Annotated in this window: 29 protein-coding genes; 10 read left to right on the top strand and 19 right to left on the bottom strand. The window is 61.9% G+C overall.

The window, feature by feature from the left end; translation table 11 throughout:
• The first annotated feature begins 42 nt into the window (after positions 1-42).
• Positions 43-237 (top strand): hypothetical protein, encoded by a 195-nt coding sequence (locus tag TMS3_RS10630; RefSeq protein WP_025165260.1) that lies wholly within the window; start codon positions 43-45, stop codon positions 235-237.
• A 23-nt stretch (positions 238-260) separates the two neighbouring features.
• On the opposite strand, the gene TMS3_RS10635 is transcribed toward TMS3_RS10630, so the two are convergent.
• Positions 261-662 (bottom strand): quorum-sensing-regulated virulence factor family protein, encoded by a 402-nt coding sequence (locus TMS3_RS10635; RefSeq protein ID WP_025165261.1) that lies wholly within the window; start codon positions 660-662, stop codon positions 261-263.
• A gap of 201 nt (positions 663-863) precedes the next feature.
• On the opposite strand from TMS3_RS10635, the gene TMS3_RS10640 reads away from it, so the two are divergent.
• Entirely contained in the window at positions 864-1,574 is a 711-nt protein-coding gene (locus TMS3_RS10640; protein ID WP_025165262.1) for a tRNA-uridine aminocarboxypropyltransferase, read from the top strand.
• Here TMS3_RS10640 and TMS3_RS10645 read toward each other — a convergent pair.
• On the bottom strand, positions 1,569-2,492 hold the full coding sequence (locus TMS3_RS10645) for a DMT family transporter (protein ID WP_025165263.1): 924 nt from the start codon (positions 2,490-2,492) through the stop codon (positions 1,569-1,571). The genes TMS3_RS10640 and TMS3_RS10645 overlap by 6 nt on opposite strands.
• A 215-nt stretch (positions 2,493-2,707) precedes the next feature.
• Between TMS3_RS10645 and erdR the strand changes: the two genes are divergently transcribed.
• Positions 2,708-3,358 carry a response regulator transcription factor ErdR gene (gene erdR, locus TMS3_RS10650; protein ID WP_025165264.1) on the top strand — a complete coding sequence of 217 codons (651 nt, stop codon included), beginning with the start codon at positions 2,708-2,710 and terminating at the stop codon, positions 3,356-3,358.
• A 72-nt stretch (positions 3,359-3,430) separates the two neighbouring features.
• Positions 3,431-3,796 carry a diacylglycerol kinase gene (locus TMS3_RS10655; RefSeq protein WP_025165265.1) on the top strand — a complete coding sequence of 122 codons (366 nt, stop codon included), beginning with the start codon at positions 3,431-3,433 and terminating at the stop codon, positions 3,794-3,796.
• A gap of 68 nt (positions 3,797-3,864) precedes the next feature.
• Here the strand turns inward: TMS3_RS10655 and TMS3_RS10660 are convergent, their stop codons facing one another.
• The gene (locus TMS3_RS10660) at positions 3,865-4,791 is read right to left on the bottom strand and encodes a LysR family transcriptional regulator (protein WP_025165266.1); all 927 of its coding nucleotides are present in this window, start codon (positions 4,789-4,791) and stop codon (positions 3,865-3,867) included.
• A gap of 115 nt (positions 4,792-4,906) precedes the next feature.
• On the opposite strand from TMS3_RS10660, the gene fpr reads away from it, so the two are divergent.
• Positions 4,907-5,686: a ferredoxin-NADP reductase gene (gene fpr / locus TMS3_RS10665; RefSeq protein WP_025165267.1), complete on the top strand. Its 780-nt coding sequence runs from the start codon at positions 4,907-4,909 to the stop codon at positions 5,684-5,686.
• 54 nt (positions 5,687-5,740) lie between these two features.
• Here fpr and TMS3_RS10670 read toward each other — a convergent pair whose 3' ends face one another.
• The gene (locus tag TMS3_RS10670; protein WP_025165268.1) at positions 5,741-6,160 is read right to left on the bottom strand and encodes a VOC family protein; all 420 of its coding nucleotides are present in this window, start codon (positions 6,158-6,160) and stop codon (positions 5,741-5,743) included.
• Positions 6,161-6,220: 60 nt separating this feature from the next.
• Between TMS3_RS10670 and TMS3_RS10675 the strand changes: the two genes are divergently transcribed.
• On the top strand, positions 6,221-6,526 hold the full coding sequence (locus TMS3_RS10675; RefSeq protein WP_025165269.1) for a putative quinol monooxygenase: 306 nt from the start codon (positions 6,221-6,223) through the stop codon (positions 6,524-6,526).
• Between the two features lie 52 nt (positions 6,527-6,578).
• Here the strand turns inward: TMS3_RS10675 and tsaA are convergent, their stop codons facing one another.
• The 11 genes from tsaA to TMS3_RS10730 all read right to left on the bottom strand — a co-directional run bounded on the left by tsaA (position 6,579) and on the right by TMS3_RS10730 (position 16,107).
• Entirely contained in the window at positions 6,579-7,274 is a 696-nt protein-coding gene (gene tsaA / locus TMS3_RS10680) for a tRNA (N6-threonylcarbamoyladenosine(37)-N6)-methyltransferase TrmO (RefSeq protein WP_025165270.1), read from the bottom strand.
• A gap of 56 nt (positions 7,275-7,330) precedes the next feature.
• Positions 7,331-8,062: a DUF2182 domain-containing protein gene (locus TMS3_RS10685; RefSeq protein WP_025165271.1), complete on the bottom strand. Its 732-nt coding sequence runs from the start codon at positions 8,060-8,062 to the stop codon at positions 7,331-7,333.
• A gap of 71 nt (positions 8,063-8,133) precedes the next feature.
• Positions 8,134-8,769, bottom strand: a complete 636-nt coding sequence (locus tag TMS3_RS10690; RefSeq protein ID WP_025165272.1) for a DUF1326 domain-containing protein — start codon at positions 8,767-8,769, stop codon at positions 8,134-8,136.
• Positions 8,770-8,927: 158 nt separating this feature from the next.
• A complete protein-coding gene (locus TMS3_RS10695; protein WP_025165273.1) occupies positions 8,928-9,698 on the bottom strand; it encodes an SDR family oxidoreductase in 771 nt (256 codons plus the stop codon).
• 117 nt (positions 9,699-9,815) lie between these two features.
• On the bottom strand, positions 9,816-10,277 hold the full coding sequence (locus TMS3_RS10700) for a YehS family protein (protein WP_025165274.1): 462 nt from the start codon (positions 10,275-10,277) through the stop codon (positions 9,816-9,818).
• A gap of 71 nt (positions 10,278-10,348) precedes the next feature.
• Positions 10,349-11,062 carry an rRNA pseudouridine synthase gene (locus tag TMS3_RS10705; protein ID WP_025165275.1) on the bottom strand — a complete coding sequence of 238 codons (714 nt, stop codon included), beginning with the start codon at positions 11,060-11,062 and terminating at the stop codon, positions 10,349-10,351.
• A 139-nt stretch (positions 11,063-11,201) separates the two neighbouring features.
• Positions 11,202-11,903 (bottom strand): ABC transporter ATP-binding protein, encoded by a 702-nt coding sequence (locus tag TMS3_RS10710; protein WP_025165276.1) that lies wholly within the window; start codon positions 11,901-11,903, stop codon positions 11,202-11,204.
• Positions 11,903-12,670 (bottom strand): high-affinity branched-chain amino acid ABC transporter ATP-binding protein LivG, encoded by a 768-nt coding sequence (livG, locus tag TMS3_RS10715; RefSeq protein ID WP_025165277.1) that lies wholly within the window; start codon positions 12,668-12,670, stop codon positions 11,903-11,905. Before livG ends, TMS3_RS10710 begins: the two co-directional genes overlap by 1 nt.
• Positions 12,667-13,923 carry a high-affinity branched-chain amino acid ABC transporter permease LivM gene (locus TMS3_RS10720; protein ID WP_025165278.1) on the bottom strand — a complete coding sequence of 419 codons (1,257 nt, stop codon included), beginning with the start codon at positions 13,921-13,923 and terminating at the stop codon, positions 12,667-12,669. Before TMS3_RS10720 ends, livG begins: the two co-directional genes overlap by 4 nt.
• A gap of 8 nt (positions 13,924-13,931) precedes the next feature.
• Positions 13,932-14,855 carry a high-affinity branched-chain amino acid ABC transporter permease LivH gene (gene livH, locus TMS3_RS10725; RefSeq protein ID WP_025165279.1) on the bottom strand — a complete coding sequence of 308 codons (924 nt, stop codon included), beginning with the start codon at positions 14,853-14,855 and terminating at the stop codon, positions 13,932-13,934.
• 124 nt (positions 14,856-14,979) lie between these two features.
• Positions 14,980-16,107 (bottom strand): branched-chain amino acid ABC transporter substrate-binding protein, encoded by a 1,128-nt coding sequence (locus tag TMS3_RS10730; protein WP_025165280.1) that lies wholly within the window; start codon positions 16,105-16,107, stop codon positions 14,980-14,982.
• 298 nt (positions 16,108-16,405) lie between these two features.
• Here TMS3_RS10730 and TMS3_RS10735 point away from each other — a divergent pair, with 298 nt between their 5' ends.
• Positions 16,406-16,723, top strand: coding sequence for a DUF2288 domain-containing protein (locus tag TMS3_RS10735; protein WP_025165281.1), 318 nt, complete (start codon positions 16,406-16,408; stop codon positions 16,721-16,723).
• An 80-nt stretch (positions 16,724-16,803) separates the two neighbouring features.
• Positions 16,804-17,172: a DUF5064 family protein gene (locus TMS3_RS10740; RefSeq protein ID WP_025165282.1), complete on the top strand. Its 369-nt coding sequence runs from the start codon at positions 16,804-16,806 to the stop codon at positions 17,170-17,172.
• A 135-nt stretch (positions 17,173-17,307) separates the two neighbouring features.
• On the opposite strand, the gene phnE is transcribed toward TMS3_RS10740, so the two are convergent.
• Genes phnE through TMS3_RS10760 form a run of 4 tightly spaced genes read right to left on the bottom strand, consistent with a single transcriptional unit; the run spans position 17,308 to position 20,559 of the window.
• Complete coding sequence (gene phnE / locus TMS3_RS10745; protein WP_200929627.1) at positions 17,308-18,090, bottom strand: phosphonate ABC transporter, permease protein PhnE; 783 nt, start codon at positions 18,088-18,090, stop codon at positions 17,308-17,310.
• The gene (locus TMS3_RS10750; protein WP_025165284.1) at positions 18,087-18,914 is read right to left on the bottom strand and encodes a PhnE/PtxC family ABC transporter permease; all 828 of its coding nucleotides are present in this window, start codon (positions 18,912-18,914) and stop codon (positions 18,087-18,089) included. Before TMS3_RS10750 ends, phnE begins: the two co-directional genes overlap by 4 nt.
• Positions 18,908-19,711 (bottom strand): phosphonate ABC transporter ATP-binding protein, encoded by an 804-nt coding sequence (locus TMS3_RS10755; RefSeq protein WP_025165285.1) that lies wholly within the window; start codon positions 19,709-19,711, stop codon positions 18,908-18,910. The genes TMS3_RS10750 and TMS3_RS10755 overlap by 7 nt, the downstream gene beginning before the upstream one ends.
• Positions 19,708-20,559: a putative selenate ABC transporter substrate-binding protein gene (locus tag TMS3_RS10760; RefSeq protein ID WP_025165286.1), complete on the bottom strand. Its 852-nt coding sequence runs from the start codon at positions 20,557-20,559 to the stop codon at positions 19,708-19,710. The genes TMS3_RS10755 and TMS3_RS10760 overlap by 4 nt, the downstream gene beginning before the upstream one ends.
• A gap of 129 nt (positions 20,560-20,688) precedes the next feature.
• On the opposite strand from TMS3_RS10760, the gene TMS3_RS10765 reads away from it, so the two are divergent.
• Together TMS3_RS10765 and TMS3_RS10770 are read left to right on the top strand one after the other, a co-directional pair.
• Positions 20,689-21,579, top strand: coding sequence for an NAD(P)-dependent oxidoreductase (locus TMS3_RS10765; protein WP_025165287.1), 891 nt, complete (start codon positions 20,689-20,691; stop codon positions 21,577-21,579).
• Positions 21,576-22,364: a hydroxypyruvate isomerase family protein gene (locus TMS3_RS10770; protein WP_025165288.1), complete on the top strand. Its 789-nt coding sequence runs from the start codon at positions 21,576-21,578 to the stop codon at positions 22,362-22,364. Before TMS3_RS10765 ends, TMS3_RS10770 begins: the two co-directional genes overlap by 4 nt.
• Positions 22,365-22,368 lie beyond the last annotated feature (4 nt).

The raw sequence follows: 22,368 nt of genomic DNA on the forward strand, positions 1-22,368 counted from the left end.
TAGGGCGCCAGCTTGAAACTGGCGGGTCATGGAGGGACGGATATGCCTATGTTGAATGTCGAGATTGATGTCGATCTTTACCGACTGTTACTGCAGGCAGCCCGCAGTAACGGTCTCAGCTTGCAGGATGAGTGCTTGCGGCGTTTGGATGGAGGGGGGCGTCGCTCTCGTTATCTGGAGGCGTTGCTCGCCGAGCTCCAAGCGGACGATGTACAGCAACGGGCCAGGCAGGGCTGAGTGTTGCTGCCTACGAGGTCAGCTCACTGTTGGCCGCAATCGTTCTTGCTGAAGCGCTCTGTACTCACCGGGCGGTTGCTCTTGTATTCGCTGAATTCGTAGCGCAGAACCGCGCCTTGGGCCAGCAGCTGGCGAAAACCAGAATTGCGGCAAACGCTGTTGGCAAGTTGCGCGCGCACCGTATCCGGGTTGCCACGCATCTGGGCGGCATGACCGGCACGCACGCTAAGGTGGTTAACCAGTTCATTGCCCTCGACGGTATAGCCCTGATCGAGGATGTCTGCATTGATCGCGCGTGGGGTACCTTGGCTGCTTTCTCGGGCGACCTGTTCGAGCAGCTTGTTCAACTCGAAGTCTTTCAGCGACTCGGCGTGGGCGAAGCAGGGCAGGCTTAAGGCGAGGAATAGGGCGGTGAGGCGCAGCATGGGGTTCTCCAAGTCGGTTCGATCCTTCGACAGGCGGGTGCCCATAGAGGTTCAGCTGACGGCCATCTTACTGGGTCGTCGAGCTTGTTGTACTGTCAGGCATATGCAGCGCTACTGTCTGTGACAGCTTTGTTAGACTGCCGCGATTATCGATCCTGGATCAAGTATGCCGTCCTCTATCTGCCTCGCGGCGCTGTCACTATGAGCCACGCCGTCGCCCGCTTACGTGCCGCGCGTCTGGCGCGCAGTGAAAAACCCTTCCTCGCCCGTGGCTCCAAGGCGCTGCGTTGCCAAGCCTGCCGGCTAGCCCTGAGTCATTGCCTGTGTGCCTGGCGTCCGCAGGTAGTGGCGCAGTCGGGTGTGTGCCTGTTGATGCACGATATCGAGGCACTCAAACCCAGCAATACCGGCTGGCTGATTGCCGATGTGGTCGCCGATACCTCGGCATTCGGCTGGCTGCGCACGGTGGTCGACCCCGCCTTGCCGGCGTTGTTGGGTGATCCGCAATGGCAGCCCTATCTGGTATTTCCTGGCGAATATACGGCCCCTGAGCGGGTGGTCAGCACGGTAGAACTGGAGACTGGCAAGCGACCGTTGTTTATCTTGCTCGATGCGACCTGGACCGAGGCGCGCAAGATGTTTCGCAAAAGCCCCTATCTCGACAGTCTGCCGGTGCTGAGCCTGCAACCGGAACAGCTGTCGCGTTATCGGCTGCGCCGTTCCAAGCGCGACGATCACCTGTGTACCGCTGAGGTGGCCGCGCTGTGTCTGGAACTGGCGGGCGATCTGTGCGCCAGCGAGGCGTTGAATGCTTATCTGGATGTGTTCAGCCAGCATTATCTGGCCGCCAAGGCGCCGCGTGCGGTCGACCTGAGCGATCCGCTGCACGAGCGCCTGCGGGTGTTTCTATAAGCTTTGCTGCGGTTGCAGTGGGGATTGCGCCTGCTTCGGTAATGGCTTCGGCCACAATTGCGCCAGCAGCATGCCGCCGAGCATCAGTGCGCAGCCGAAATAGCCGCGCAGCTCCAGCGACTCGCCCAGTAGCAAGGCGCCGGCGACCGCGGCAAACACCGCTTCCAGCGAGAGGATGATCGCCGCGTGGGAGGCAATCGCGTGTTTCTGCGCCACCACCTGCAAGGTGAAGCCGATCGCCACCCCGAACACGCCGCCATAGAGAATCGCCGGACCGGCGGCGATGATCGCGTCGAGATGAATCTCTTCGAAGATTACCGCTAGGAGCAGGCTGATCAGCCCACACACGGCGAACTGCACCACGGCCAGGCGCAGCGGATCATGTCGCCCGGCGAAGAAACCCACCAATAAGACATGCACGCCCCAGACGAAGGCCCCGGCCAATTGCAGCCAGTCACCGGAGGCGACCTGAAAGCCTTCGCCGACACTCAGCAGGAACATCCCGACCACGGCCAGCGAGGCGCCCAACCAGATGCCCAGACCGGTCTTCTGGCCGATGAACAGGCCGAGCAGCGGCACGATGATCACGTACAAGCCGGTGATGAAGCCAGAGTTGGTCACGCTGGTGAACAACAGGCCTGCTTGTTGCAGGTTGATCCCCAGCGCCAGCGCCAGACCCATCAGACTGCCGCCCACCAGCAACTGACGGTTCAGCGGCGGCTGGGGCGTGCCGCGCGAGCGATATTGCAGCACTGGCAGCAGGGGCAGGAGAATCAAGGCAGCCAGAGCGAAGCGTATACCGCTGTAGAGAAAGGGGCCGATCGAGTCCATGCCCAGACGTTGCGCGACAAAAGCCGAGCCCCAGATCATCGCGGTCAGCAGCATCAACAGGTCGGCGCGCAAGGCTTGGTTTCGCATCAAAGGTTCTCGCTGGGCAAAAGTGCTGACTGTGCCGCAAAGCATCGCGCTTGACCACCCTGTCATCGCTCGGCATGCTGGGCGCCGTCTCAGGCGCATTTCTGCTTGCGCCTTGTCATTATTGCCGCGCAACTGATGACGGTGCCGATTTCCATTTGGCCCTTTCGCGGGATGTACCGCCAGCCGGTACTCATATAACAAGAACAGGATCTGCCATGGCCGTTTATGAAATCCTGATTGCCGACGATCATCCGCTGTTTCGCAGTGCCTTACAGCAGGCGCTGACCCTGGGGTTGGGCCAAGACGTACGACTAGTAGAGGCGGCTAGCATCGCCGAGCTGGAAAGTTGCCTGGCGCAGAAAGCCGATTGGGATCTGGTGTTGCTCGACCTCAACATGCCCGGTGCCCATGGCTTTTCGGGGTTGGTGTTATTGCGTGGGCAATTCCCACAAATTCCCGTGGTGATGATCTCGGCACAGGAAGACGCCGCAGTGGTGGCGCGCTCCCGCGAATTTGGCGCGAGCGGGTTTATTCCCAAGTCGAGCCCGCTGGAAACCATCCAGCAAGCGGTGCGCCAGGTGCTCGACGGTGATGCCTGGTGGCCGCAGCAATCCGCAGAGGCGATCAGTGTTTCCGTCGAGGCCAAAGCTGCAAGCGCGGGATTGGCCAGCTTGACTCCGCAGCAGTTTCGCGTATTGACCATGGTCTGCGAAGGGTTGCTGAATAAGCAGATCGCTTACGAGCTTAGTGTTTCCGAGGCGACGGTGAAGGCGCACGTTACGGCCATATTCCGCAAGCTCGGCGTGCGTACTCGCACCCAGGCCGCATTGCTGTTGCAGCATTTGGAATCGATCCCGGCCAATTAGCTGAATTGACCCGGACTCTTGCCCGGCGTTGGCGTAGTCTGCCGGGCTTTTATTAGTGTGGGCCGCTAGCCAATGTCGCCATTCAAGGGTCAGACCGGCCTCAGACGTATCCTCAATGCTGCGGGCTATTCGCTGGACGGGCTGAGCGCGGCCTTTGTCGGTGAGGCCGCGTTTCGTCAGTTGTTGCTGCTCAACCTGCTGTTGATTCCGCTGGCGTTCTACTTCGAGGTGAGCCGGGGCGAGCGTGCGCTGATGGTCGGGGTCTGCCTCCTGGCCCTCATTGTCGAGTTGCTCAACTCGGCGGTGGAAGCGGCGATTGACCGTATTTCACTGGAGCTGCACCCCTTGTCGAAAAGAGCCAAGGACATGGGCAGTGCCGCGCAATTCGTTGCCCTGGCGCTTATTTCCAGTGTCTGGGCGGTGATCCTGCTGGGCTGAGTCCGGTTGGCGGACAGGTGCAGCGGATTGCCTGTGTCGCGGGCGGAGCGGAAGTGCGGCATAGGTCATCAGGCAATGTTCGGCAGGACGATTTCATCGCTGCGCCTGACCCCAGCGGTCAACTCGCGACACAGGTCGAGAAATTCACGCATGGCGGCCGTCTGGTACTTCTGCTTGTGCCAAATGAAGTAGAACTGCCTGCGCAGATCCAAGCTTGGGGTTTCCACGGCCACCAGGCTGCCGCGCCGAAAGGCGTCGCGCAGCGCCAGGCGCGAGATGCAGCCGATGCCCAGTCCCGACTCCACTGCACGCTTGATGGCTTCGGTATGCTCCAGCTCCAGGCAGATATTCAGCGCTGCCGGGTGGTGACGCATGGCTTGGTCGAAGGTCAGGCGGGTGCCCGAGCCTTGCTCACGAAGAATCCAGGCCTCGCGGGTCAGCTCCGCCAGGCTGGCCTCGCCGCGCTTGGCCAGGGCGTGCTGCGGTGCGCAGAACACCACCAGCTCGTCCTCGACCCAGGGTTGCACTTCGATATCCGGATGCTGACAGTCGCCTTCGATCATCCCCAGGTCCAGCTCATAGTGGGCGATCTGCTGCACGACGTGGGCAGTGTTGTGCACCTGCAGTTTCACCCGGCACTCCGGGTGGCGTTGCATGAAGCTGCCAATCAGTAAGGTGGCCAGGTAGTTACCCACCGTCAGGGTGGCGCCGACATTCAGTGAGCCGAAGCCGCTTTTGCCGATCAGCAGGCGTTCGATTTCCTTGGCTTGATCGAGCAAAGCCACCGCTTCTGGCAGCAACTGACGGCCGAGCGAGTTGAGGCGCAGGCGTTTGCCCGCACGATCAAACAGCTGACAGCCGGATTGGCGCTCCAGTTCGCTCAATGAGGTACTGGTGGCTGACTGCGACAGGGCCAGCGCTTCGGCAGCTCGGGAAACGCTCTGCTGCTGGGCGGCGATGACGAATACCTGGAGTTGTCTAAGCGTAAATCGCATATCTATATAACCGATATTCTATATCTTGATAATCCACTTAACAGATATTCTGCCTCCGCTTAGAATGCCGCGCAATCACCCGAGTTCGGTTCCGCGACTTTCTGAGGAAGCCTGCATGAGCAATTTAAACGTCGAGCGTGTGCTCAGCGTCCACCACTGGAACGACACCCTGTTCAGTTTCAAGACCACCCGCAATGCTGGCCTGCGTTTCGACAACGGCCAGTTCGTGATGATTGGTCTGCAGCAGGACAACGGTCGCCCGCTGATGCGCGCCTACTCGATCGCCAGCCCGAACTATGAAGAGCACCTGGAGTTCTTCAGCATCAAGGTGCAGGACGGCCCGCTGACCTCGCAGTTGCAACACCTCAAGCCTGGCGACGAGCTGATGGTCAGCCGCAAGCCGACCGGCACCTTGGTGCTGGACGATTTGCTGCCGGGCAAGCATCTTTATCTGCTTAGCACCGGTACCGGCCTGGCGCCGTTCATGAGCGTGATCCAGGACCCGGAGACCTATGAGCGCTACGAGAAAGTGGTGCTGGTTCACGGCGTGCGTTATGCCAACGAAGTGGCCTACCGTGAGTTCATCACCGAGCACTTGCCGCAGAACGAATATTTTGGCGAGTCGTTGAAGAGCAAGTTGATCTACTACCCGACCGTGACCCGCGAAGAGTTCGAGAACCAGGGCCGACTGACCGACCTGATGCGCAGCGGCAAATTGTTCCGCGACATCGGCTTGCCGCCGATCAACCCGCAGGACGATCGCGCGATGATCTGCGGCAGCCCGAGTATGCTCGATGAGACCAGCCAGGTGCTGGATGGCTTTGGTCTGAAAATCTCGGCGCGGATGGGCGAGCCGGGCGACTACCTGATCGAGCGCGCCTTCGTCGAGAAGTAAGCTGGCGCGTGATGAACGAGCCCGCCCTTCGGCGGGCTTTTTCGTGAGCGCGTTTCAGGCCTTTTCTGGTGGGCTGAAGCGCTGCCCGGAGACGGCTGGGTGGTAGATGGGTTGCACCTTGTTACCGGCGGGATCGAGCAGGTGGAAGCTGCGAGCACCGTCGCCATGATCGAAGGGCCGATCCAGCAGGGTCACACCTTGAGCCTTGAGGTACTGGTACCAAGCCTCCAGTTCTTCCACGCTGTCGACGATAAAGCCGTAGTGATCCATCGCCTGCACGCCGCTGCTCTCGGCATAGGCGCGGCCAAGGGAGAGATTGTCGTTGCCGCAGGTCAGATAGACCAGGTCGTCGTTGGCGCGGTGCAGCACCTGCATGCCGAGAACATCGACGTAGAAACGTTCGCAGGCCTCCAGGTTCGGTACCAGCAGGGCCAGGTGGCGCAGGCCGTTGAGGCGGCTGGGGCGTTCGAGCATTTATCTGTACTCCAATTTGTATACAATTCACGATGAATATAAGACAAAAAGGAGCGCCCTGTGTACTGCTTGCTACTCAAAACCCAACTCAAACCCAACAGCTTCGATGCTTTCATCGAGGCTATGGCCATCAATGCGGCGGCGTCGGTGCGCGACGAAGCGGGCTGTGTGACCTTCGATGTGTTGCGTGATCGCAGTGATCCCGATCTCGTCTGGTTGTATGAGCTCTACCACGACGAAGCCGCGTTCGAGGCGCATACCCAGACGGCGCATTTCCTCGCCAGCAGGCCGCTGGTCAATCCGCTGATTCTCAGCCAGCAGGTGATAGAGGCGGATGTGCTGGCGCTGAATCCGCGGCGTAGCTGAAGCCGAGGTGGCGTTTTGGTCGCGCTCAGCCCAGTCTCTGCAGATGAACCTGCTAGCTGGCCGCGACCACCTCCAGCACCCGAATCTGGCCTGGCAGCGGGTAGTGCCAGCGCACATCGACATCCCACAGGCGTGTACCGTAACTGCGCTCGGGCAGTGGCTGCTGGTAAGCCGGGCGCGGGTCCTGTGCCAGGCACTGTTCGATCAACTCGATCAGCGGTTGCTCCAGGCGTAGACCGTGCAGATGTGCCTGTTCCCGCGCGGCCTCCTGCCATTCGACGTCAATCAGGCTGGGGGCGCTGTCGGCAATGCGGTTGTAGGCATCGGTCACGCTGTCGGCATAGGGCACATAGGGTTTGATGTCGAGCACGGGGGTCTCATCGAGCAGGTCGATGCCGGATAGCCAGAGCTTGCCCGCTTCGACCCTGTCGAGCTTGACCACCGACTGACCAATACCGTTCGGCCTATGTGTGGCGCGGCTGGCAAACACGCCCACCGATTGATTACCGCCCAGGCGCGGTGGGCGCACTTTCAGCCGCGGCTTGTCTTCCAGGGTCTGGTGAAAGAGAAACAACAGCCAGACATGACTGACCTGCTCCAGGCCCTGCACCGCTTCGCCTTGGTCGAAGGGAGCCAGCAGCTCCAATACCCCGCGCGCGGCCGGTGCCAACTGCGGTTGGCGAGGAATGGCAAACTTCTCCTTGAAACAGGAGCGGATGAAGCCGATGGGCGAGACGGAGTAGGACATGGAGGCGCGGTCAGCAGTGGCGAAGAGTGCCATCTTACCCGTAACGCGAGGTGGCCTTAAGTCAGCAACAAGGCGAATCCCCAGACGATCAACAGCAGGCCGGCGAGTCGGCTGAGCCAGCGCCCGTGTGGCAGGACCTTCTCCAGCAACACATAGGCGCCGATCAGTGCCACCCACAGCAGGTTCATCACCCCGCCGACGAACAGCAGGCCCATCAGGGCCCAGCAGCAGCCCAGGCAGTAGAGGCCATGGCTCAGGCCCATGCGCCAGCCGCCAGCGACGCCTGGGCGCCAGTGGCTCATGAGAAACAGCGCCGGCCCACGGCAGTGCGCCAGGCATGCGGCCTTACCCGGCAGCCATTGGTAAACGCCTGCAGCGAGCAGCAGGCCGGCAGCGAGCCAGCGGCTTTGGCTGCGCATCGCCGGACTGAGCAGGGCGAGCTGATCCAGCCCCCACTGCAGTGCGGTAGCGATCAGACTGAAGCTGCCCCAGACCACTAGATAGGCCAGGCAGAACAGCAGCAGGGCCAAATGGCGCTGCGGCGTTGCAAGGTAGCGGCGCAGCATCTGCTGGTAGAGCAGGATCATCGGCAGGGCGCTGGGTAGCATCATGCCGATCATCATCACCACCCACATTGATAGCATCAGCAACGCATCGGCGAGGCTCCAGGGCATCGGCATGCCGGCCATCGCCAGATCGCTCATGCCGCCCGACGCTGCCATCTGCTCGGCCATCCGTTGCAGTACCAGCCATGCCAGCCCAGTCAGGGCCAACAGACAGAGCAGCACTGGCCACTGCTCCCTGTGCAGTGGCCAGTGCGGCAGGCGCTGGGCGAGCCGTTCGGAGCTACCAGGCAGGCTCAGCGCACCACCCCTTGACCGGTGAAGTGCAGCCGGGCGAAGTGGCCATGACTGCCTTGCGAGCCGATCTTGATCGCGCCCTGGGTCTGGAAGCTGCCACTGGCCATTTGCGCCTCGGTGAATTCGAAGCCTTTGGGTAGGGTCAGCCTGGCTTCCTGTTGTTCGCCAGTGATCGGGTTACGGATTGGCTCGCCAGTCACCTCGAGTTCGCCGTGAATTCGCGTGTGCGCCACGCGTTGATCGACGTCCACCGAGAACTCGATGGGCACGAACTGCGGCTCGTGCATTTCCGTGATAGTGCTGGCGAATACCGAGAACACGGTCGTACCGGGCTCGGTGTCTTCGCCGGCGAGGATGCGCAGCAACGCCTCACGCTGCTCCGGCGTGGCCTTGTCCTCGATGAACAGCTGGCAGCGTCCGTTGCCTTCGTGGATGGCGCGCGGCCAGGCAAATACGCCGACCCAGCACAGCTCGTCCAGGTTGGTGTCGTTGTAATGGCCTTGTTCGATTCTCATGGACACCACGGCTTCGCAGCTGCCGTGGCTGGGCAGGGCGCTGAATTGACACGGGCAGCCCCAGTTGCAGTTGCAGGTAGCAAATTCGACGCCCTGCATGCGCCAGTCAGCCATGCTCATGGCCTACCTCCTTGCCGTCGGTGCGGCGTGAGGTGCGATTGCCCCAATCATTAAGCTTAGCAAGGCCGCAGTCGTCGGCCGGTATGCCTGACCAGTGGCCAGGCAGCCGACAGTCCTGGGCTTGCAGGCAGTCTTCAGTCTGAGCCGACTGGCTGCTCTCAGAGGCTGAAACCGCCGTCGATCGGGATGATATTCCCGGTCATATAGGCGCCTGCGGTGCTCGCCAGGCTGATCGCCAGGGCGGCCATTTCCTCTTCGCGGCCCCAGCGCTTCATCGGGATCAATGCGCAGTCTTCGGCCATGGCTTGAGCATCTTCGGCGATGTGCCGGGTCATCTTGCTGGGGAAGCGCCCAGGGGCGATTACGTTGACGTTGATGTGTTGGCCGACCAGTTCGCGGGCGAGCATGCGCGACAGTTGATGCAGCGCGGCCTTGCTCGGCCCATAGGCGTAGGCATCTTCACCGTGCGAAGTGATGCCGGCGACCGAACCGATATTGATCACCCGCGCCGGGTTGGCGGCCGAACCGGCCTTGCGCAACAGCGGCAGCAACTGCTGGATGCAGCTGAACACCGAGGTGACGTTGAGCTGCATGACCTTTTCCCAGCCTTTGACCGGGTAGCTTTCCAGCGGCGCGCCCCAGGTGGTACCGGCATTGTTGACCAGAATGTCCAGTTGACCGATTTCAGCGGCAAGCTTGCTGGCCAGCGCCTGCACGCCTTCTTCGTGGGCCAGGTTGGCGGCGATGCCGTGGCAGCTGCCGAAGGCCGACAGTTCCTCGGCAGTTTGCGCGCAGGCCTCGCCATCGCGAGCACAGACATACACGTGGGCACCGGCTTCGACAAAGGCTTTGGCGATCATTTTGCCAATGCCGCGGGTGCCACCGGTAACCAGGGCGGTGCGGCCCTGCAGGGAGAAGTAGGGGTGCATGGCGAGTCCTTGTGGGAGGGGATGCCACTACCCTATGCGCGCGGCCGCGCTACGGGAGCCACTATTGCGCTTGGGAATGCAGCGCCATGCAGCGCTGCGCTGTCGGTTTGTTGCGGCTCAGGCGCGTACGCGCAGGGTCAGGCCTTTGAGGAAGTTACGCAGGAATTGGTCGCCGCACGTGCGGTAGTTGCTGTGGCCGAACTTGCGAAACAGCGCGCTCATTTCAGGTTTGGACACTGGGAAATCGACGCTCTGCATGATCGCATGCATGTCGTCTTCCTTGAGTTCGAAGGCCACCCGCAGTTTCTTCAGCACCATGTTGTTGGTGACCGGCAGCTCCAGCGGCAGGGCGGGGCGGCTGTCATCCTTGCCACGCTTGAACACTACCAGGCCATCGAGAAAGTGCGCCATCAACTCATCCGGACAATCCTGATAGCCCTCTTCGTCGTCCTTTTTCAGCAGCACGCTGACTTCGGCTTCGCTGGTCGGACGGCCAGCCAGTTCGACGATTTCGGCCACTTGTGCGTCGCTGATATCGAGCAGGTAGCGCAGGCTGCGCAGTACATCGTTATTGATCATAAGATTGTCCTGAAAACGTAGTGGGCAGCCCGGACTCGGCCTGGCTGCCAGGTAGATGCGGGAAAGCGCGCTTAGAAACGCTCTTTAGCGGCCAGATAACGCCATTGGCCAGGCTGTACTTTTGACAGCGGTACACCGCCGACGCGGATGCGCTTGAAGCTCAATACTTTCAGCCCGACTTCATTGCACATGAAGACGATTTGTCCCGGCTGTGGGTTCTTCAGGGCGAAGCGCAGGCGGGTTTCGTTCTGCCAGCTGACTTTGCACGGGGGCAGCGCGAAGCCATTGAAGACCAGGCCATGGCTCAGGCGCTTGAGGTCTTTAGCGCTCAGCTGGCCGCTGACTTCAACCACATATTCCTGTTCCAGTTTGTTCTGGTCGTCACGCAGTTTGCGCTCGATGCGCCAGTCCTGGGTCAGTACGTGCAAGCCTTCGGCGCCGGCCTGCAACGGGATGCACGGTTTGAGGTTGACGAAGTGGCTCTTGAGCGTGCGCATGCCCGAGCTGTCTTCCGCCCAGTGCGTGTCCTGATTGATGCTTTCGGCAATACGCTCGGCGCTGTTGTGCCCTGCCGGGATGTGCAACAGCAAGGTGACGGGCTCGACCGGGGCGGCCACGGCATCGGCATGCAACTCGACGCGCTGCTCCTGCACCTTGAACTGGGGCTCGTCCACCACAACCCCGTCCACCATTACCCAGCCGCCTTCGATATACAGCTCAGCCTCACGACGTGAGCAGCCGGTCAGTTCGATCAGGCGTTTGGACAGGCGGATAGGGTCGGTCATGGCAACGTCATCGGTAAAATGTTGGCCGCCATTGTAACTGGCCGGGGTGCGTTAACGCGGATAAAAAAACCGCTCCGAAGAGCGGTTTAGTCAGACGACTATAGTGGCGTTGGCTAAAAATGTGCCGAATGCGTAGTTTTTAACCGCCCAGGTAGGCGTCGCGCACTTTGGGGTCGTTCAGCAACTCCTGGCCGCTGCCCTGCATGACGATTCGACCGTTCTCCAGCACGTATCCGCGATCAGCCAGCTTCAGCGCCTGGTTGGCGTTCTGCTCGACCAGGAACACCGTGACGCCATCCTTGCGCAGCTGTTCGATGATGTCGAAGATCTGCTGAATGATGATCGGTGCCAGGCCCAGTGATGGCTCGTCGAGTAGCAACAGCTTGGGCTTGCTCATCAAGGCGCGGCCGATGGCGAGCATCTGCTGTTCGCCACCGGACATGGTGCCGGCGCGCTGCTCGAAGCGCTCTTGCAGGCGCGGGAACAGATGCAGCACCTTATCCAGCTGGTCCTGGAAGTCGTCTTTGGCGGTGTAGAAGCCCCCCATTACCAGATTCTCTTCCACGGTCAGGCGGGCAAACACGCGGCGGCCCTCCGGTACCACGGCGATGCTCTTGCGCATGATGAGCGGGGTGTCCTGACCAACCAGTTCCTCGCCCTGGTAGCGGATGCTGCCGCTGGACGCGCACGGCGTGCCGCAGAGAGTCATCAGCAGGGTCGACTTGCCGGCGCCATTGGCGCCGATCAGGGTGACGATTTCGCCTTGGCGGACCTCGACGCTGACGTCATGCAGCGCCTGGATCTTGCCGTAGAAGGTGGAAACATTGTCGAAATACAGCATCAAGCTTCCCCCAGATAGGCTTTGATCACGTCCGGATTGTCGCGGATCTGCTCCGGCGTACCGTTGGCCAGTGGACAGCCTTGGTTAATCACGAAGATGTGGTCGGAAATGCTCATCACCAGCTTCATGTCGTGCTCGATCAGTAATACGGTGACGTTGTGCTGATCGCGCAGCAGACGGATCAAGGCTTTCAGGTCATCGGTTTCGCGCGGGTTGAGACCGGCTGCGGGCTCGTCGAGCATGAGGATGCGCGGGCGCGTCATCATGCAACGGGCGATTTCCAGACGGCGCTGCTGACCGTAGGCCAGGGTGCCGGCCGGGCGGTTGGCGAACTCGGTCAGGTTGACCTGCTCCAGCCAGTGCCCTGCGTACTCCATCGCCTCGCGCTCGCTCTTGCGAAACGCCGGGGTTTTCAGCAGGCCGGCGAGGAAGTTGGTGTTGAGGTGACGGTGCTGGGCTACCAGCAGGTTTTCCACCGCCGTCATGTCCTTGAACAGGCGGACGTTCTGGAAGGTCCGCACCACCCCTTTGCGCGCAATCTTGTGACCTGGCAGGCCTTCGATCTGCTCGCCGTCGAGACGGATGTTGCCGCTGGTCGGTTGGTAGAAGCCGGTCAGGCAGTTGAACACCGTGGTCTTGCCGGCACCGTTCGGGCCGATCATCGACACCACTTGTTTTTCATTGGCGACCAGGCTGACCCCGTTGACCGCCAGCAGGCCGCCGAAGCGCATGGACAGGCCGCTTACTTCTAGAATCGGGCGGCTCATGGCTTCAGCTCCAGGTGTGGGCGCTGCATGGGCATCAGGCCCTGGGGACGCCAGATCATCATCAGCACCATCAAGGCGCCGAACATCAACATGCGGTACTCACTGAACTCACGCATCAACTCTGGCAGCAGGATCATCACCACGGCCGCGAGGATGACCCCGAGCTGCGAGCCGAGGCCACCCAGTACCACGATGGCGAGGATGGTTGCCGACTCGATGAAGGTGAAGGACTCCGGCGTCACCAGACCCTGGCGGGCGGCGAAGAAACTACCGGCGAAACCGGCGAAGGTGGCACCCAGGGTAAAGGCCGACAGCTTGATCACGGTGGGGTTCATGCCCAGCGCGCGGCAGGCGATCTCGTCCTCGCGCAGGGCTTCCCAGGCGCGACCAAGCGGCATGCGCAGCAGACGGTTGATCACGAACAGGGTGATCAGCACCAGCAACAGGGCGATCAGATAAAGGAAGATCACCTTGTTGATCGACTGGTAAGCGGTGCCGAAGAACTCGTGAAAGGTCTGCATGCCCTCTGCGGCGCGGCGCTCGAAACTCAGGCCAAACAGGGTTGGCTTGTCGATGTTGCTGATGCCGTTGGGGCCGCCGGTCAGCCAGGTCATGTTGCGCAGCAGGATGCGGATGATCTCGCCAAAGCCGAGCGTGACGATTGCCAGGTAATCCCCGCGCAGGCGTAGCACCGGGAAGCCCAGGATAAAGCCGAAGAACGCCGCCATCAGTCCGGCGATCGGCAGGCATACCCAGAAGCCCAGGCCATAGTAATACGAGAGCAACGCATAGCTGTAAGCGCCGACCGCGTAGAAGCCGACATAACCCAGATCGAGCAGACCGGCCAGGCCGATCACGATGTTCAGACCGAGGCCGAGCATCACGTAGATCAGGATCAGCGTGGCGATGTCGACCGCACCACGACTGCCGAAGAACGGCCAGGACAACGCGACCAGTACTAGTGCGAGAATGAACCAGCGTTGGGTAGACGGTTGGGTGAGGAAGTCGCTGGCTTGGCTCGGCATGCGAGGCAATTTGGGCGCATGGGACCAGGCCGTACCCAACTGGCTGCGAAACAGCTGCCAAAAGAACATGGCGATGGCGCCCGCAGCGATGGCCCACAGTGCGGCGGAACTGGCACCCTGGACTTCCAGCTTGATGCCGACGATGGTCAGCTTCAGGCCGAGCACCGGGTAGGCCACGGCCAGCACCAAGAGGGCGCTGAAGAAGGCGATCTTGAGGTTTTTCGTAATTGCGGAACTCATACTTTTTCAACCTCCGGACGGCCGAGAATGCCGGTCGGGCGGAATAGCAGCACCAGTACCAACAGGCTGAAGGCCACCACGTCTTTGTATTGGTCGCCGAAAATGTCGGCGCCGAAGGCCTCGGCCACACCGAGTACCAAGCCGCCGAGTACGGCCCCCGGGATGCTGCCGATTCCGCCCAATACCGCGGCGGTAAATGCCTTGATGCCGGCGAGGAAGCCCAGGTGCGGATTGATCACACCGTATTGCATGCCCAGCAGCACAGCCGCCACCGCGGCCAGAGCGGCGCCGATGACGAAGGTCAGGGCGATGATGTTGTTGGTGTTGATGCCCAGCAGGTTGGCCATCTTCAGGTCTTCGGCACTGGCGCGGCAGGCGCGGCCAAGACGTGAGCGGGAGATGAACAGCGTCAGACCGACCATCACCAGAAAGGTAACGACGAAAATCAGCACTTGAATGTAGGAGATAACCACACCATTCATGGTGCTTTCACCGAACACGAAGTTTCCCGGTAGCGGATTGGGAATGGCTTTGTCCTTGGAGTCCTGGGACAGCAAGACCAGGTTCTGCAGAAAGATCGACATGCCGATCGCCGAGATCAGCGGGATCAAGCGGTTGCCGCCGCGCAAGGGGCGATAGGCGACTCGTTCGATGCTGTAACCATAAGCACTGCAGACGATGATGCTGCCGGCGAAGGCCGCGATCATCAGGATCGGCAAGCTGTTGATGCCGAACATGGCCAGCCCGGCAATCACGATAAAGGTGATGTAAGAGCCGATCATGTACACCTCGCCATGGGCGAAGTTGATCATGCCAATGATACCGTAGACCATTGTGTAGCCAATGGCGATCAAGGCATAAGTGCTGCCAACGGTCAGACCGTTAACCAGCTGTTGCAGGTAGTGATAAAGATCAGGCATTGCCTAACTCCTGGGCGCGTCACGCAAGGCGGCGCTTGTGGCGCAGCGTGAGACCGGAATTCTTTTGATAAACAAAGCCCACTGCATCGGCAGTGGGCTTTGGGTTCAGGCGTGAAGCGTCTTCTTAGTTAAGAGGCGCTTCGGTTTTAGTACCGTCCTGGTGCCATTGGTAAACCACGAAGCTGAAGTCCTTGAGGTCGCCTTTGGCGTCGAAGGACAGGGCACCGGTCGGGGTGTCGAAGGTATTGGCACGCAGTGCGGCCGCAACCTTGGCAGTGTCGGTGTCACCGGCTTTCTGAATGCCTTCGGCGATCACTTGCACGGCAGCGTAGGCGGGGAATACGAAGGGACCGGTAGGATCTTCGTTCTTGGCCTTGAACGCAGCAACCAGCGCTTGGTTCTTCGGATCCTGGTCGAAGGATTTCGGCAGGGTCACCAGCATGCCTTCGGAGGCCGGGCCAGCGATGGCCGAGATTTCCTTGTTGCCCACGCCTTCTGGCCCCATGAAGCCTACTTTCAGGCCTTTTTCGGACGACTGACGCAGCAGCAGGCCGAGCTCAGGGTGGTAGCCGCCGTAGTAGACAAAGTCCACGCCGGCTTGCTTGAGCTTGGAGATCATGGCGGAGAAGTCCTTGTCGCCGGCGTTGAGGCCTTCGAACAGGGAAACCTTGACGCCTTTGCTTTCCAGGGTCTGCTTGACCGCTGTGGCAATGCCTTCACCGTATTGCTGCTTGTCGTGCAGAACGGCCACATTCTTCGGTTTGACATGGTCGGCAATATAGTTGCCAGCGGTCGGGCCTTGCAGGCTGTCGAGGCCGATGGTGCGGAAGATCAGTTCATAGCCACGCGAGGTGATGTCCGGGCTGGTGGAGGCCGGGCTGATCATCAGGATGCCCTCGTCCTCGTAAATGTCGGACGCCGGCTGAGTGGAGCTGGAGCAGAGGTGGCCAACCACGAACTTGACTTCGTCGTTGACGATTTTGTTGGCTACGGCCACTGCTTGTTTCGGATCACAGGCGTCGTCATAGACCACGCCTTCGAGCATCGAACCGTTCACCCCGCCGGCCTTGTTGATCTGCTCGATGGCCATCTTGGCCCCAACGAATTGCATTTCACCGTATTGCGCGACTGCCCCGGTAACCGGGCCAGCCAGGCCAATCTTGATGGTATCAGCCGCTACGGAGTAGCTGGCAACGCCGGCCATGGCCATGGCGGCAAACAGTTTGGAGATCTGCTTAGTAGCCTTGTTCATAGTGCTCCACTCTTATGTTTTTTCATTGTTGTAGTTCTGGCGGCCAAAGCTGCAGAACCGGGTTGCATCCCCGGTCATACCCCCGGCAATTGTACCGGCACAGTGTAGAGCGCTGGTTTGCGCCTTGAAAAGCCGACTGCCGAGGGCAACGTACGTGGATGTCGCTTAAATGTAAGAAATGTATAGAAAAACGGCGTGCCTTCGAACCGATCATCTGCGTCAGGCGGACTTGCCTGTCAGTTGCTCGGCGTTATCATGGCGTCCGATTGAAAACCGGGCTATCCACACAAGGCATACCATGACTGAACAAGCTAGCACCCTATATGCCAAGTTGCTTGGTGAAACTGCGCCAATCAGTTGGCAGGAGTTGCAACCTTTCTTTGCCCGCGGCGCGTTGCTGTGGGTCGAGAGCACGCAGGATCTGATCGTGGCAGCGCAAGCCGTGGCGGAAAATGACCAGGATAAAGTGGCCGCCTGGCTGGAGGCAGGGCTGCTGAGTAAGCTCGGTGATGCGCGGGCCGAGGACTTGCTGGCGCGCGATCCACAGCTCTGGGCAGTGGTCGTGGCGCCCTGGGTCCTGGTCCAGGAACGTGCCGAGGCGCCGGCGTCGCATTGATTGCCTGACTGTGTTGCTAAAGAGGCAGTCCGGGCCACTTGAGGCTATGCTCGGTGATGATCCGCAGAAGGAGCACCCGCATGTTCGAGCCCGGTCATCTGCATCGCAGCAACCCTGCCGGAGTGAAGGGGCAACCTGAGTTCAGCATCGATCTGCACTATGAGGTGCGCCAGGACCCGGCTGAGGGACCGATGCTGCACATGCGCATGGTTGGCGAAGTGGCGGGCACGTCGTTCGAGGAGCAGTTCGAACTGCATCGCGACACCGCGTTCAACTTCGCCAGTGTCGCCAGCCGGATTGCCTTGAAACACGGCCTGCCCACCAATACCAGCTTCATCGCGCGTACTCATCAGGAGTACGACCAGATGTTCGCCGATATCCGTGCCAAGCTGGGCAGCCACACCGGCGACCCGGTCAATCTCGATCATCTGGAAAAGGATGGTTTATAGCCGCCTGCGTGGCGCATTAGCCGGGCGGGTTTATTTGCTTATGCAAGGTGAGTTAGCCGCAGGCGGCGGCCCAACAAACCCCCAGCAACGCCGCGCTTCCATAAGATAGCTGGGTATCGCTGTGCTCAACCCAGCCTACGCGCTGACCCAGCGCTGCCGCGCCCAGCTGCTGAGCGCATCCACCGCCAACACCAGCAGCAGCATGCTCAGTATCACGGTTGCCGCCTGGGCTTCCTGGAACAGACTGAGGTTGACGTAGAGCATCTGCCCCAAGCCGCCTGCACCGACAAAGCCGAGCACGCTGGCCATGCGGATATTGTTTTCCCAGCGGTACAGCGAGTAGGCGATCAGTTGCGGGCAGACGGTCGGCAGGGTGCCGTAGCAGAATGCCGCGATGCGTCCGCCGCCGCTCAGGCGAATCGCCTCGGCCGGTTCGTTCGGGGTGTTCTCCAGGGCTTCGGCGAACAAGCGCCCGAGCACCCCGGCGGTGTGCAAGGCCAGGGCCAGGGTGCCGGCATTCGGGCCGAGGCCTGCGGCCAGCACCACCAGGGCCGCCCAGACCAGCTCAGGCACCGCGCGCAGGGCATTGAGGATAAAACGCGAGCCGCTGCGGGCCGGCCAACCGAAGCGTCCTGCTGCCGGCAAGGCCAGCAACAGGCCAAGCAGCGCTGCTAGCAGCGTGCCGATGGCCGACATGGCCAGTGTCTCCAGGGCGCCCTGGGCGATGCGTTGCAGGTGAGTCGCGGAGAAGTCCGGACTGAAGAAACCGCCGGCGTAATGGCCCATCTGGCTCAGGCTGTCGCTGCCGAACAGTGCGCCGAGGTCGATGCCCAGGTAGACGAACGAGGCGATCACCGCGGCCAGCAGGGCGGCGAGCAGGCCGTAGTTGGTCAAGCGCTGAGTCACCAACCTCGTCATAGCAGCCTCGTGCGCAGCAGACAACTGAGCTGGTCGGCCAACAGCACCAGCACCAGGAAGGTCAGCAGCATGCTCGCCACTTCGCCGCCCGCGAACATGCGCAGCGACAAGTCAATCTGCTGACCCAGGCCGCCAGCGCCGACAAAGCCCATTATCACCGAGGCGCGGATCGCGCATTCCCAGCGATACACCGTATAGGAGAGCATTTCCGCTGCGGCGTTGGGCAGGACGCCATAGGCGAACGCGGCCAGGCGTGGGCTGCCGGCGATCAGCAGAGCGCGGCTGGGACGCGGATCGACCGACTCGAAGATTTCCGCGTAGACCTTGCCGAGCATTCCGCTGTAGGTGATGGCGATGGCCAGCACCCCTGCAGTCGGGCCCAGGCCCACGGCGCGCACGAACAACAGAGCCCAAACGATTTCCGGCACGCTGCGCAGCACAATCAGCACCCCGCGTACCGGCCAGCGCAGGGCCTGTGCCCACCAGGCCGGTCGACCACTACGGTGTGCGGCCGACAGCGACAGGGCGCGGCTGGCCAGCAGTGCACCGGGGATCGCGATCAGCAGCGCCAGGGCCATGCCGGCAGTGGCGATGGCCAGGGTTTCCAGGGTGGCGCGACCGAGCAGGCGGAGGAACTGCGGGTCATGTGCCAGCGGCCAGAAATCGGCGAGAAAACGGCCCATGTTCGCGGCGTTATCGCTATCGACCAGCACTGCCAGATTCAGTTCGCTGAGCGACAGCCCCGGCCAGAGCAGCAGCACCGCCAGCAGCGTCAGGGCCAGACGGGGCAGGGCTGCCGGGTCACGTAAGGCGGGGTTCAGCATCGTGGGATTTGCACGCAAACGGGCGGCGCCGGTGCCACAGCCTCGAGGCTTTGCAGTTGCTCATTGGCGTACAGGGCTTCCAGCTCGGCCGGGCTGATCGCCTCGGGTGGCAGGTCGAAGACGATACGTCCTTCACGTACGCCGATGATCCGCGGAAAGTGTGCCAGGGCCAGTTCCACCGCATGCAGGCTGGCCAGCAGGGTTATCTTGCGGGCGCTGGCCTCCTGATTGAGCACGCTCAGGGTATGGCCGGCGAGCAGGGGGTCCATGGCCGACACCGGCTCGTCGGCGAGGATCAGCTCGGGCGCCTGGTACAGCACGCGGGCGATTCCAACCCGCTGTAACTGACCTCCCGACAGCTGGTCGCAGCGCTCGAACAGTTTGTCCGCCAGATCCAGGCGGCCGAGTGCGCTGCTGGCGCCCTGGATATCGACCGGGTGCAGCAAGCTAAGCAGGCTTCTGGCCAATGACCACTGGCCGAGTTTGCCGGCCAGCACCGCGGTGACCACCCGTTGCCGTGGCGGTAGCGGCGGCGCCTGATGGATCAAGCCCACACGCCCGCGCAACTGCTGGCGCTGCTGAGCGCCGAGCTGCCAGGGCTGCTGGCCGAACAGCTCGAGTTGACCGGCGCTCGGTTGCAGGCTGGTGGCGAGCAGGCGTAGCAGGCTGGTTTTGCCGGCGCCTGAGGGGCCGATGATGGCGATCCGCTCACCGGGCTGCACCCGTAGATCGATCTCGCGCAGAGCAACCTGGCCGTTGGCGTGGGTCAACCCCACGCCAGTGAGGTTCAGGCTCACTTCAATAGGTCGGCGGCGCGGGCGGCTTCCTCGATACCCTGGTAATTCTCCGCCAGGGTGGCGATAAAGCGGCTGGCGGCCTGCAGGTCGAGGATCGCCTTGTGTTGCGGGTTGGCCGGATCGAGGGCGAGGAACGCCGCCTGGATCTTCTCGCGCAGTGCCGGGTCGAGGCTGCCGCGTACGGTCCAGTTGTAATCGAAGAACGGCGGGGTAGTGGCGATCACCTTGACCTTGTCGGTATCGACCTTGCCGGCGGCCACCAGTTTGTCCCACACCGAGGCGTTGAGTACGCCGCCGTCGGCCTTGCCGGCCTGGACCCAGGCAGCGGTGGCGTCATGGGCGCCGGAGTAGGCGATGCGGCTGAAGAAGGCCTCCGGCTTGATCCCGTCCTGGAGCATGAAGTAGCGCGGCATCAGGCTGCCGGAAGTCGAGGACACCGAGCCGAAGGCGAAGGTCTTGCCCTTCAGGTCCTGCAGCGAGTGCACGCTCGGGTCGGCGCTGATGATCTTGCTGGTGAAGGTGGCATCCTCGGCGCGCTGCACCAGGGGAATGGCGTTGCCGGTTTTCAGGCGGGTCTGGACGAAGGTGAAGCCACCGAGCCAGGCCAGGTCGATGCGGTCGGCGGCAATCGCCTCGACCACGGCGGCGTAGTCGGCCACCGGGATGAACTCAACCTTCATGTCCAACTGCTGTTCCAGGTAAGCCCCCAGCGGCTCGAACTTGCGCAGCAGTTCGGTGGGGGCTTCATCGGGGATGGCGGAAACTTTCAGGACATCGGCAGCCTGGCTGAACAGGCTGGTAAAGGACAGGGCAAAGCCGGCGGCGAGCGCCAGGGTACTCTTATACATGTGGGTTCTCCGGTTCAATAGCGGGGAAAGCGGGGGCGGATTATAGGGGCATGTTCGGCTCTGCGCAGCTTTCATTCACCCGTGCTGGGATTAAGATGCAGGCTTCGCTGAACCTTACGGAGCTGCTGTATGACCGCCTCGCTGCCTTCAATCGCCTTTGCCGGTATCGGTCTTATGGGCCTGCCGATGACCCGCCGGCTGCTCGCCGCAGGCTACCCACTGACCGTTTGGAACCGCTCGGCGGACAAGTGCCTGCCTCTCGTGGACTTGGGCGCGCAGCGCGCGCAAATCCCGGCCGAGCTGTGCGCCGGGGCCGACATAGTGATGCTCTGTCTGGCCAATACCGAGGTGGTGCGCGAGGTGGTGTTCGGCCCCGGCGGGATCGTCGAGGGCGGCAAACCCGGACAGTTGCTGGTGGATTTCTCCAGCCTGGAGCCGGCGGCAACCCGTGAGATGGCCGCCGAGCTGGAACAGCGCTGCGGCATGCGCTGGGTGGATGCGCCGGTGTCCGGTGGCACCCCAGGCGCCGAGGCCGGCAGCCTGGCTATCATGGCCGGTGGCCGGGCCGAAGACGTCGAGCGCGCGCGGCCGATCCTGGCGCACCTGGGGCAGCGTCTGACACACATGGGCGAGGTCGGTGCCGGGCAGGTGACCAAGGTGTGCAACCAGATGATCGTCGCCTGCAACGCCCTGGTGATCGCCGAAGTCGTGGCCCTGGCGGAGAAAGCCGGGGTGGATGCGAGCCTGATTGCCCCGGCCCTGGCGGGTGGCTTTGCCGACTCCAAACCGCTGCAGATCCTCGCCCCGCAAATGGCCAGTAGTGAGTTCGAACCGGTGAAATGGCATGTGCGCACCCTGCTCAAGGATCTGGATAGCGCCGCCAAGCTATCGCGCGAGACGGGCTCGGCGACCCCACTCAGTGGTCTGGCCGCGCAGCTGATGCGCCTGCACGGCAGTCAGGGCAATCTTGAACACGATCCGGCCACCCTGGTGACCCTGTACCGTGAGCCAGACGCATGAAGATCGCCGCTAACCTGTCGCTGTTGTTCACCGAGTTGCCCCTGCATGAGCGTGTGGTCGCGGCCGCTGCCGCAGGCTTCGATGGCGTGGAGATCCAGTTTCCCTATGAGCTGCCGGCGTTACGCCTGAAGGAGGCCTTGGCGGCGGCCGGCATGCCCCTGATCTTGATCAACCTGCCGGCCGGAGACCTGATGAGCGGCGGTGCCGGACTGGCCGCCGTGCCGGCGCGTCAGGGCGACTTCGATCGAGCACTGCAAGAGGCGTTGACCTACGCGGCAATGGTGCGCCCGGCCTGTGTCAATGTGTTACCGGGGCGCCTGCTGGCAGGTGTAAGCCGCCAGCAGGCGCTGACGACGCTGGTCGCTAACCTGCGCAAGACCGCCGAGGCCTTCCAGCTGTTGGGCATCGTGGTGCTCTGTGAGGCGATCAATCCACTGGATATGCCGGATTTTCTCATCAACACCCCTGAACAGCTGGATGGACTGCTTCGTGCCGTCAATCACCCTAATTGCCAGGCACAGTACGACCTCTATCACATGGCGCGACAAGGCCTTGATCTGGTCGCGGGTATTGAACTGTTGGCCGGACGCATCGGTCATGTGCAGTTCGCCGACTGCCCCGGTCGAGGCGCTCCGGGAACCGGCCGGATTGACTTCGCGCCAGTCTTGGCGGCCTTGCACGACCACGGCTATCGGGGTTGGCTGGGGGCCGAATATAGACCGGACGAAGACGGAACTCACGCGGGACTAGGGTGGTTGCCCGCGTGGCTCGACGCCGGCCAATAGCGTG

Source organism: Pseudomonas taeanensis MS-3 (genome assembly GCF_000498575.2).
Lineage (GTDB): Bacteria > Pseudomonadota > Gammaproteobacteria > Pseudomonadales > Pseudomonadaceae > Aquipseudomonas > Aquipseudomonas taeanensis.

Coding starts and splice junctions, on each gene's coding strand:
- TMS3_RS10730 (WP_025165280.1), bottom strand. CDS start 16,107: ATGAACAAGGCTACTAAGCAGATCTCCAAACTGTTTGCCGCCATGGCC.
- livH (WP_025165279.1), bottom strand. CDS start 14,855: ATGCCTGATCTTTATCACTACCTGCAACAGCTGGTTAACGGTCTGACC.
- TMS3_RS10645 (WP_025165263.1), bottom strand. CDS start 2,492: ATGCGAAACCAAGCCTTGCGCGCCGACCTGTTGATGCTGCTGACCGCG.
- TMS3_RS10655 (WP_025165265.1), top strand. CDS start 3,431: ATGTCGCCATTCAAGGGTCAGACCGGCCTCAGACGTATCCTCAATGCT.
- TMS3_RS10710 (WP_025165276.1), bottom strand. CDS start 11,903: ATGCTGTATTTCGACAATGTTTCCACCTTCTACGGCAAGATCCAGGCG.
- TMS3_RS10705 (WP_025165275.1), bottom strand. CDS start 11,062: ATGACCGACCCTATCCGCCTGTCCAAACGCCTGATCGAACTGACCGGC.
- TMS3_RS10735 (WP_025165281.1), top strand. CDS start 16,406: ATGACTGAACAAGCTAGCACCCTATATGCCAAGTTGCTTGGTGAAACT.
- TMS3_RS10630 (WP_025165260.1), top strand. CDS start 43: ATGCCTATGTTGAATGTCGAGATTGATGTCGATCTTTACCGACTGTTA.
- TMS3_RS10700 (WP_025165274.1), bottom strand. CDS start 10,277: ATGATCAATAACGATGTACTGCGCAGCCTGCGCTACCTGCTCGATATC.
- TMS3_RS10765 (WP_025165287.1), top strand. CDS start 20,689: ATGACCGCCTCGCTGCCTTCAATCGCCTTTGCCGGTATCGGTCTTATG.
- TMS3_RS10695 (WP_025165273.1), bottom strand. CDS start 9,698: ATGCACCCCTACTTCTCCCTGCAGGGCCGCACCGCCCTGGTTACCGGT.
- TMS3_RS10690 (WP_025165272.1), bottom strand. CDS start 8,769: ATGAGCATGGCTGACTGGCGCATGCAGGGCGTCGAATTTGCTACCTGC.
- TMS3_RS10740 (WP_025165282.1), top strand. CDS start 16,804: ATGTTCGAGCCCGGTCATCTGCATCGCAGCAACCCTGCCGGAGTGAAG.
- erdR (WP_025165264.1), top strand. CDS start 2,708: ATGGCCGTTTATGAAATCCTGATTGCCGACGATCATCCGCTGTTTCGC.
- TMS3_RS10640 (WP_025165262.1), top strand. CDS start 864: ATGAGCCACGCCGTCGCCCGCTTACGTGCCGCGCGTCTGGCGCGCAGT.
- TMS3_RS10760 (WP_025165286.1), bottom strand. CDS start 20,559: ATGTATAAGAGTACCCTGGCGCTCGCCGCCGGCTTTGCCCTGTCCTTT.
- TMS3_RS10750 (WP_025165284.1), bottom strand. CDS start 18,914: ATGCTGAACCCCGCCTTACGTGACCCGGCAGCCCTGCCCCGTCTGGCC.
- TMS3_RS10660 (WP_025165266.1), bottom strand. CDS start 4,791: ATGCGATTTACGCTTAGACAACTCCAGGTATTCGTCATCGCCGCCCAG.
- tsaA (WP_025165270.1), bottom strand. CDS start 7,274: ATGTCCTACTCCGTCTCGCCCATCGGCTTCATCCGCTCCTGTTTCAAG.
- TMS3_RS10770 (WP_025165288.1), top strand. CDS start 21,576: ATGAAGATCGCCGCTAACCTGTCGCTGTTGTTCACCGAGTTGCCCCTG.
- fpr (WP_025165267.1), top strand. CDS start 4,907: ATGAGCAATTTAAACGTCGAGCGTGTGCTCAGCGTCCACCACTGGAAC.
- phnE (WP_200929627.1), bottom strand. CDS start 18,090: ATGACGAGGTTGGTGACTCAGCGCTTGACCAACTACGGCCTGCTCGCC.
- TMS3_RS10670 (WP_025165268.1), bottom strand. CDS start 6,160: ATGCTCGAACGCCCCAGCCGCCTCAACGGCCTGCGCCACCTGGCCCTG.
- livG (WP_025165277.1), bottom strand. CDS start 12,670: ATGAGCCGCCCGATTCTAGAAGTAAGCGGCCTGTCCATGCGCTTCGGC.
- TMS3_RS10635 (WP_025165261.1), bottom strand. CDS start 662: ATGCTGCGCCTCACCGCCCTATTCCTCGCCTTAAGCCTGCCCTGCTTC.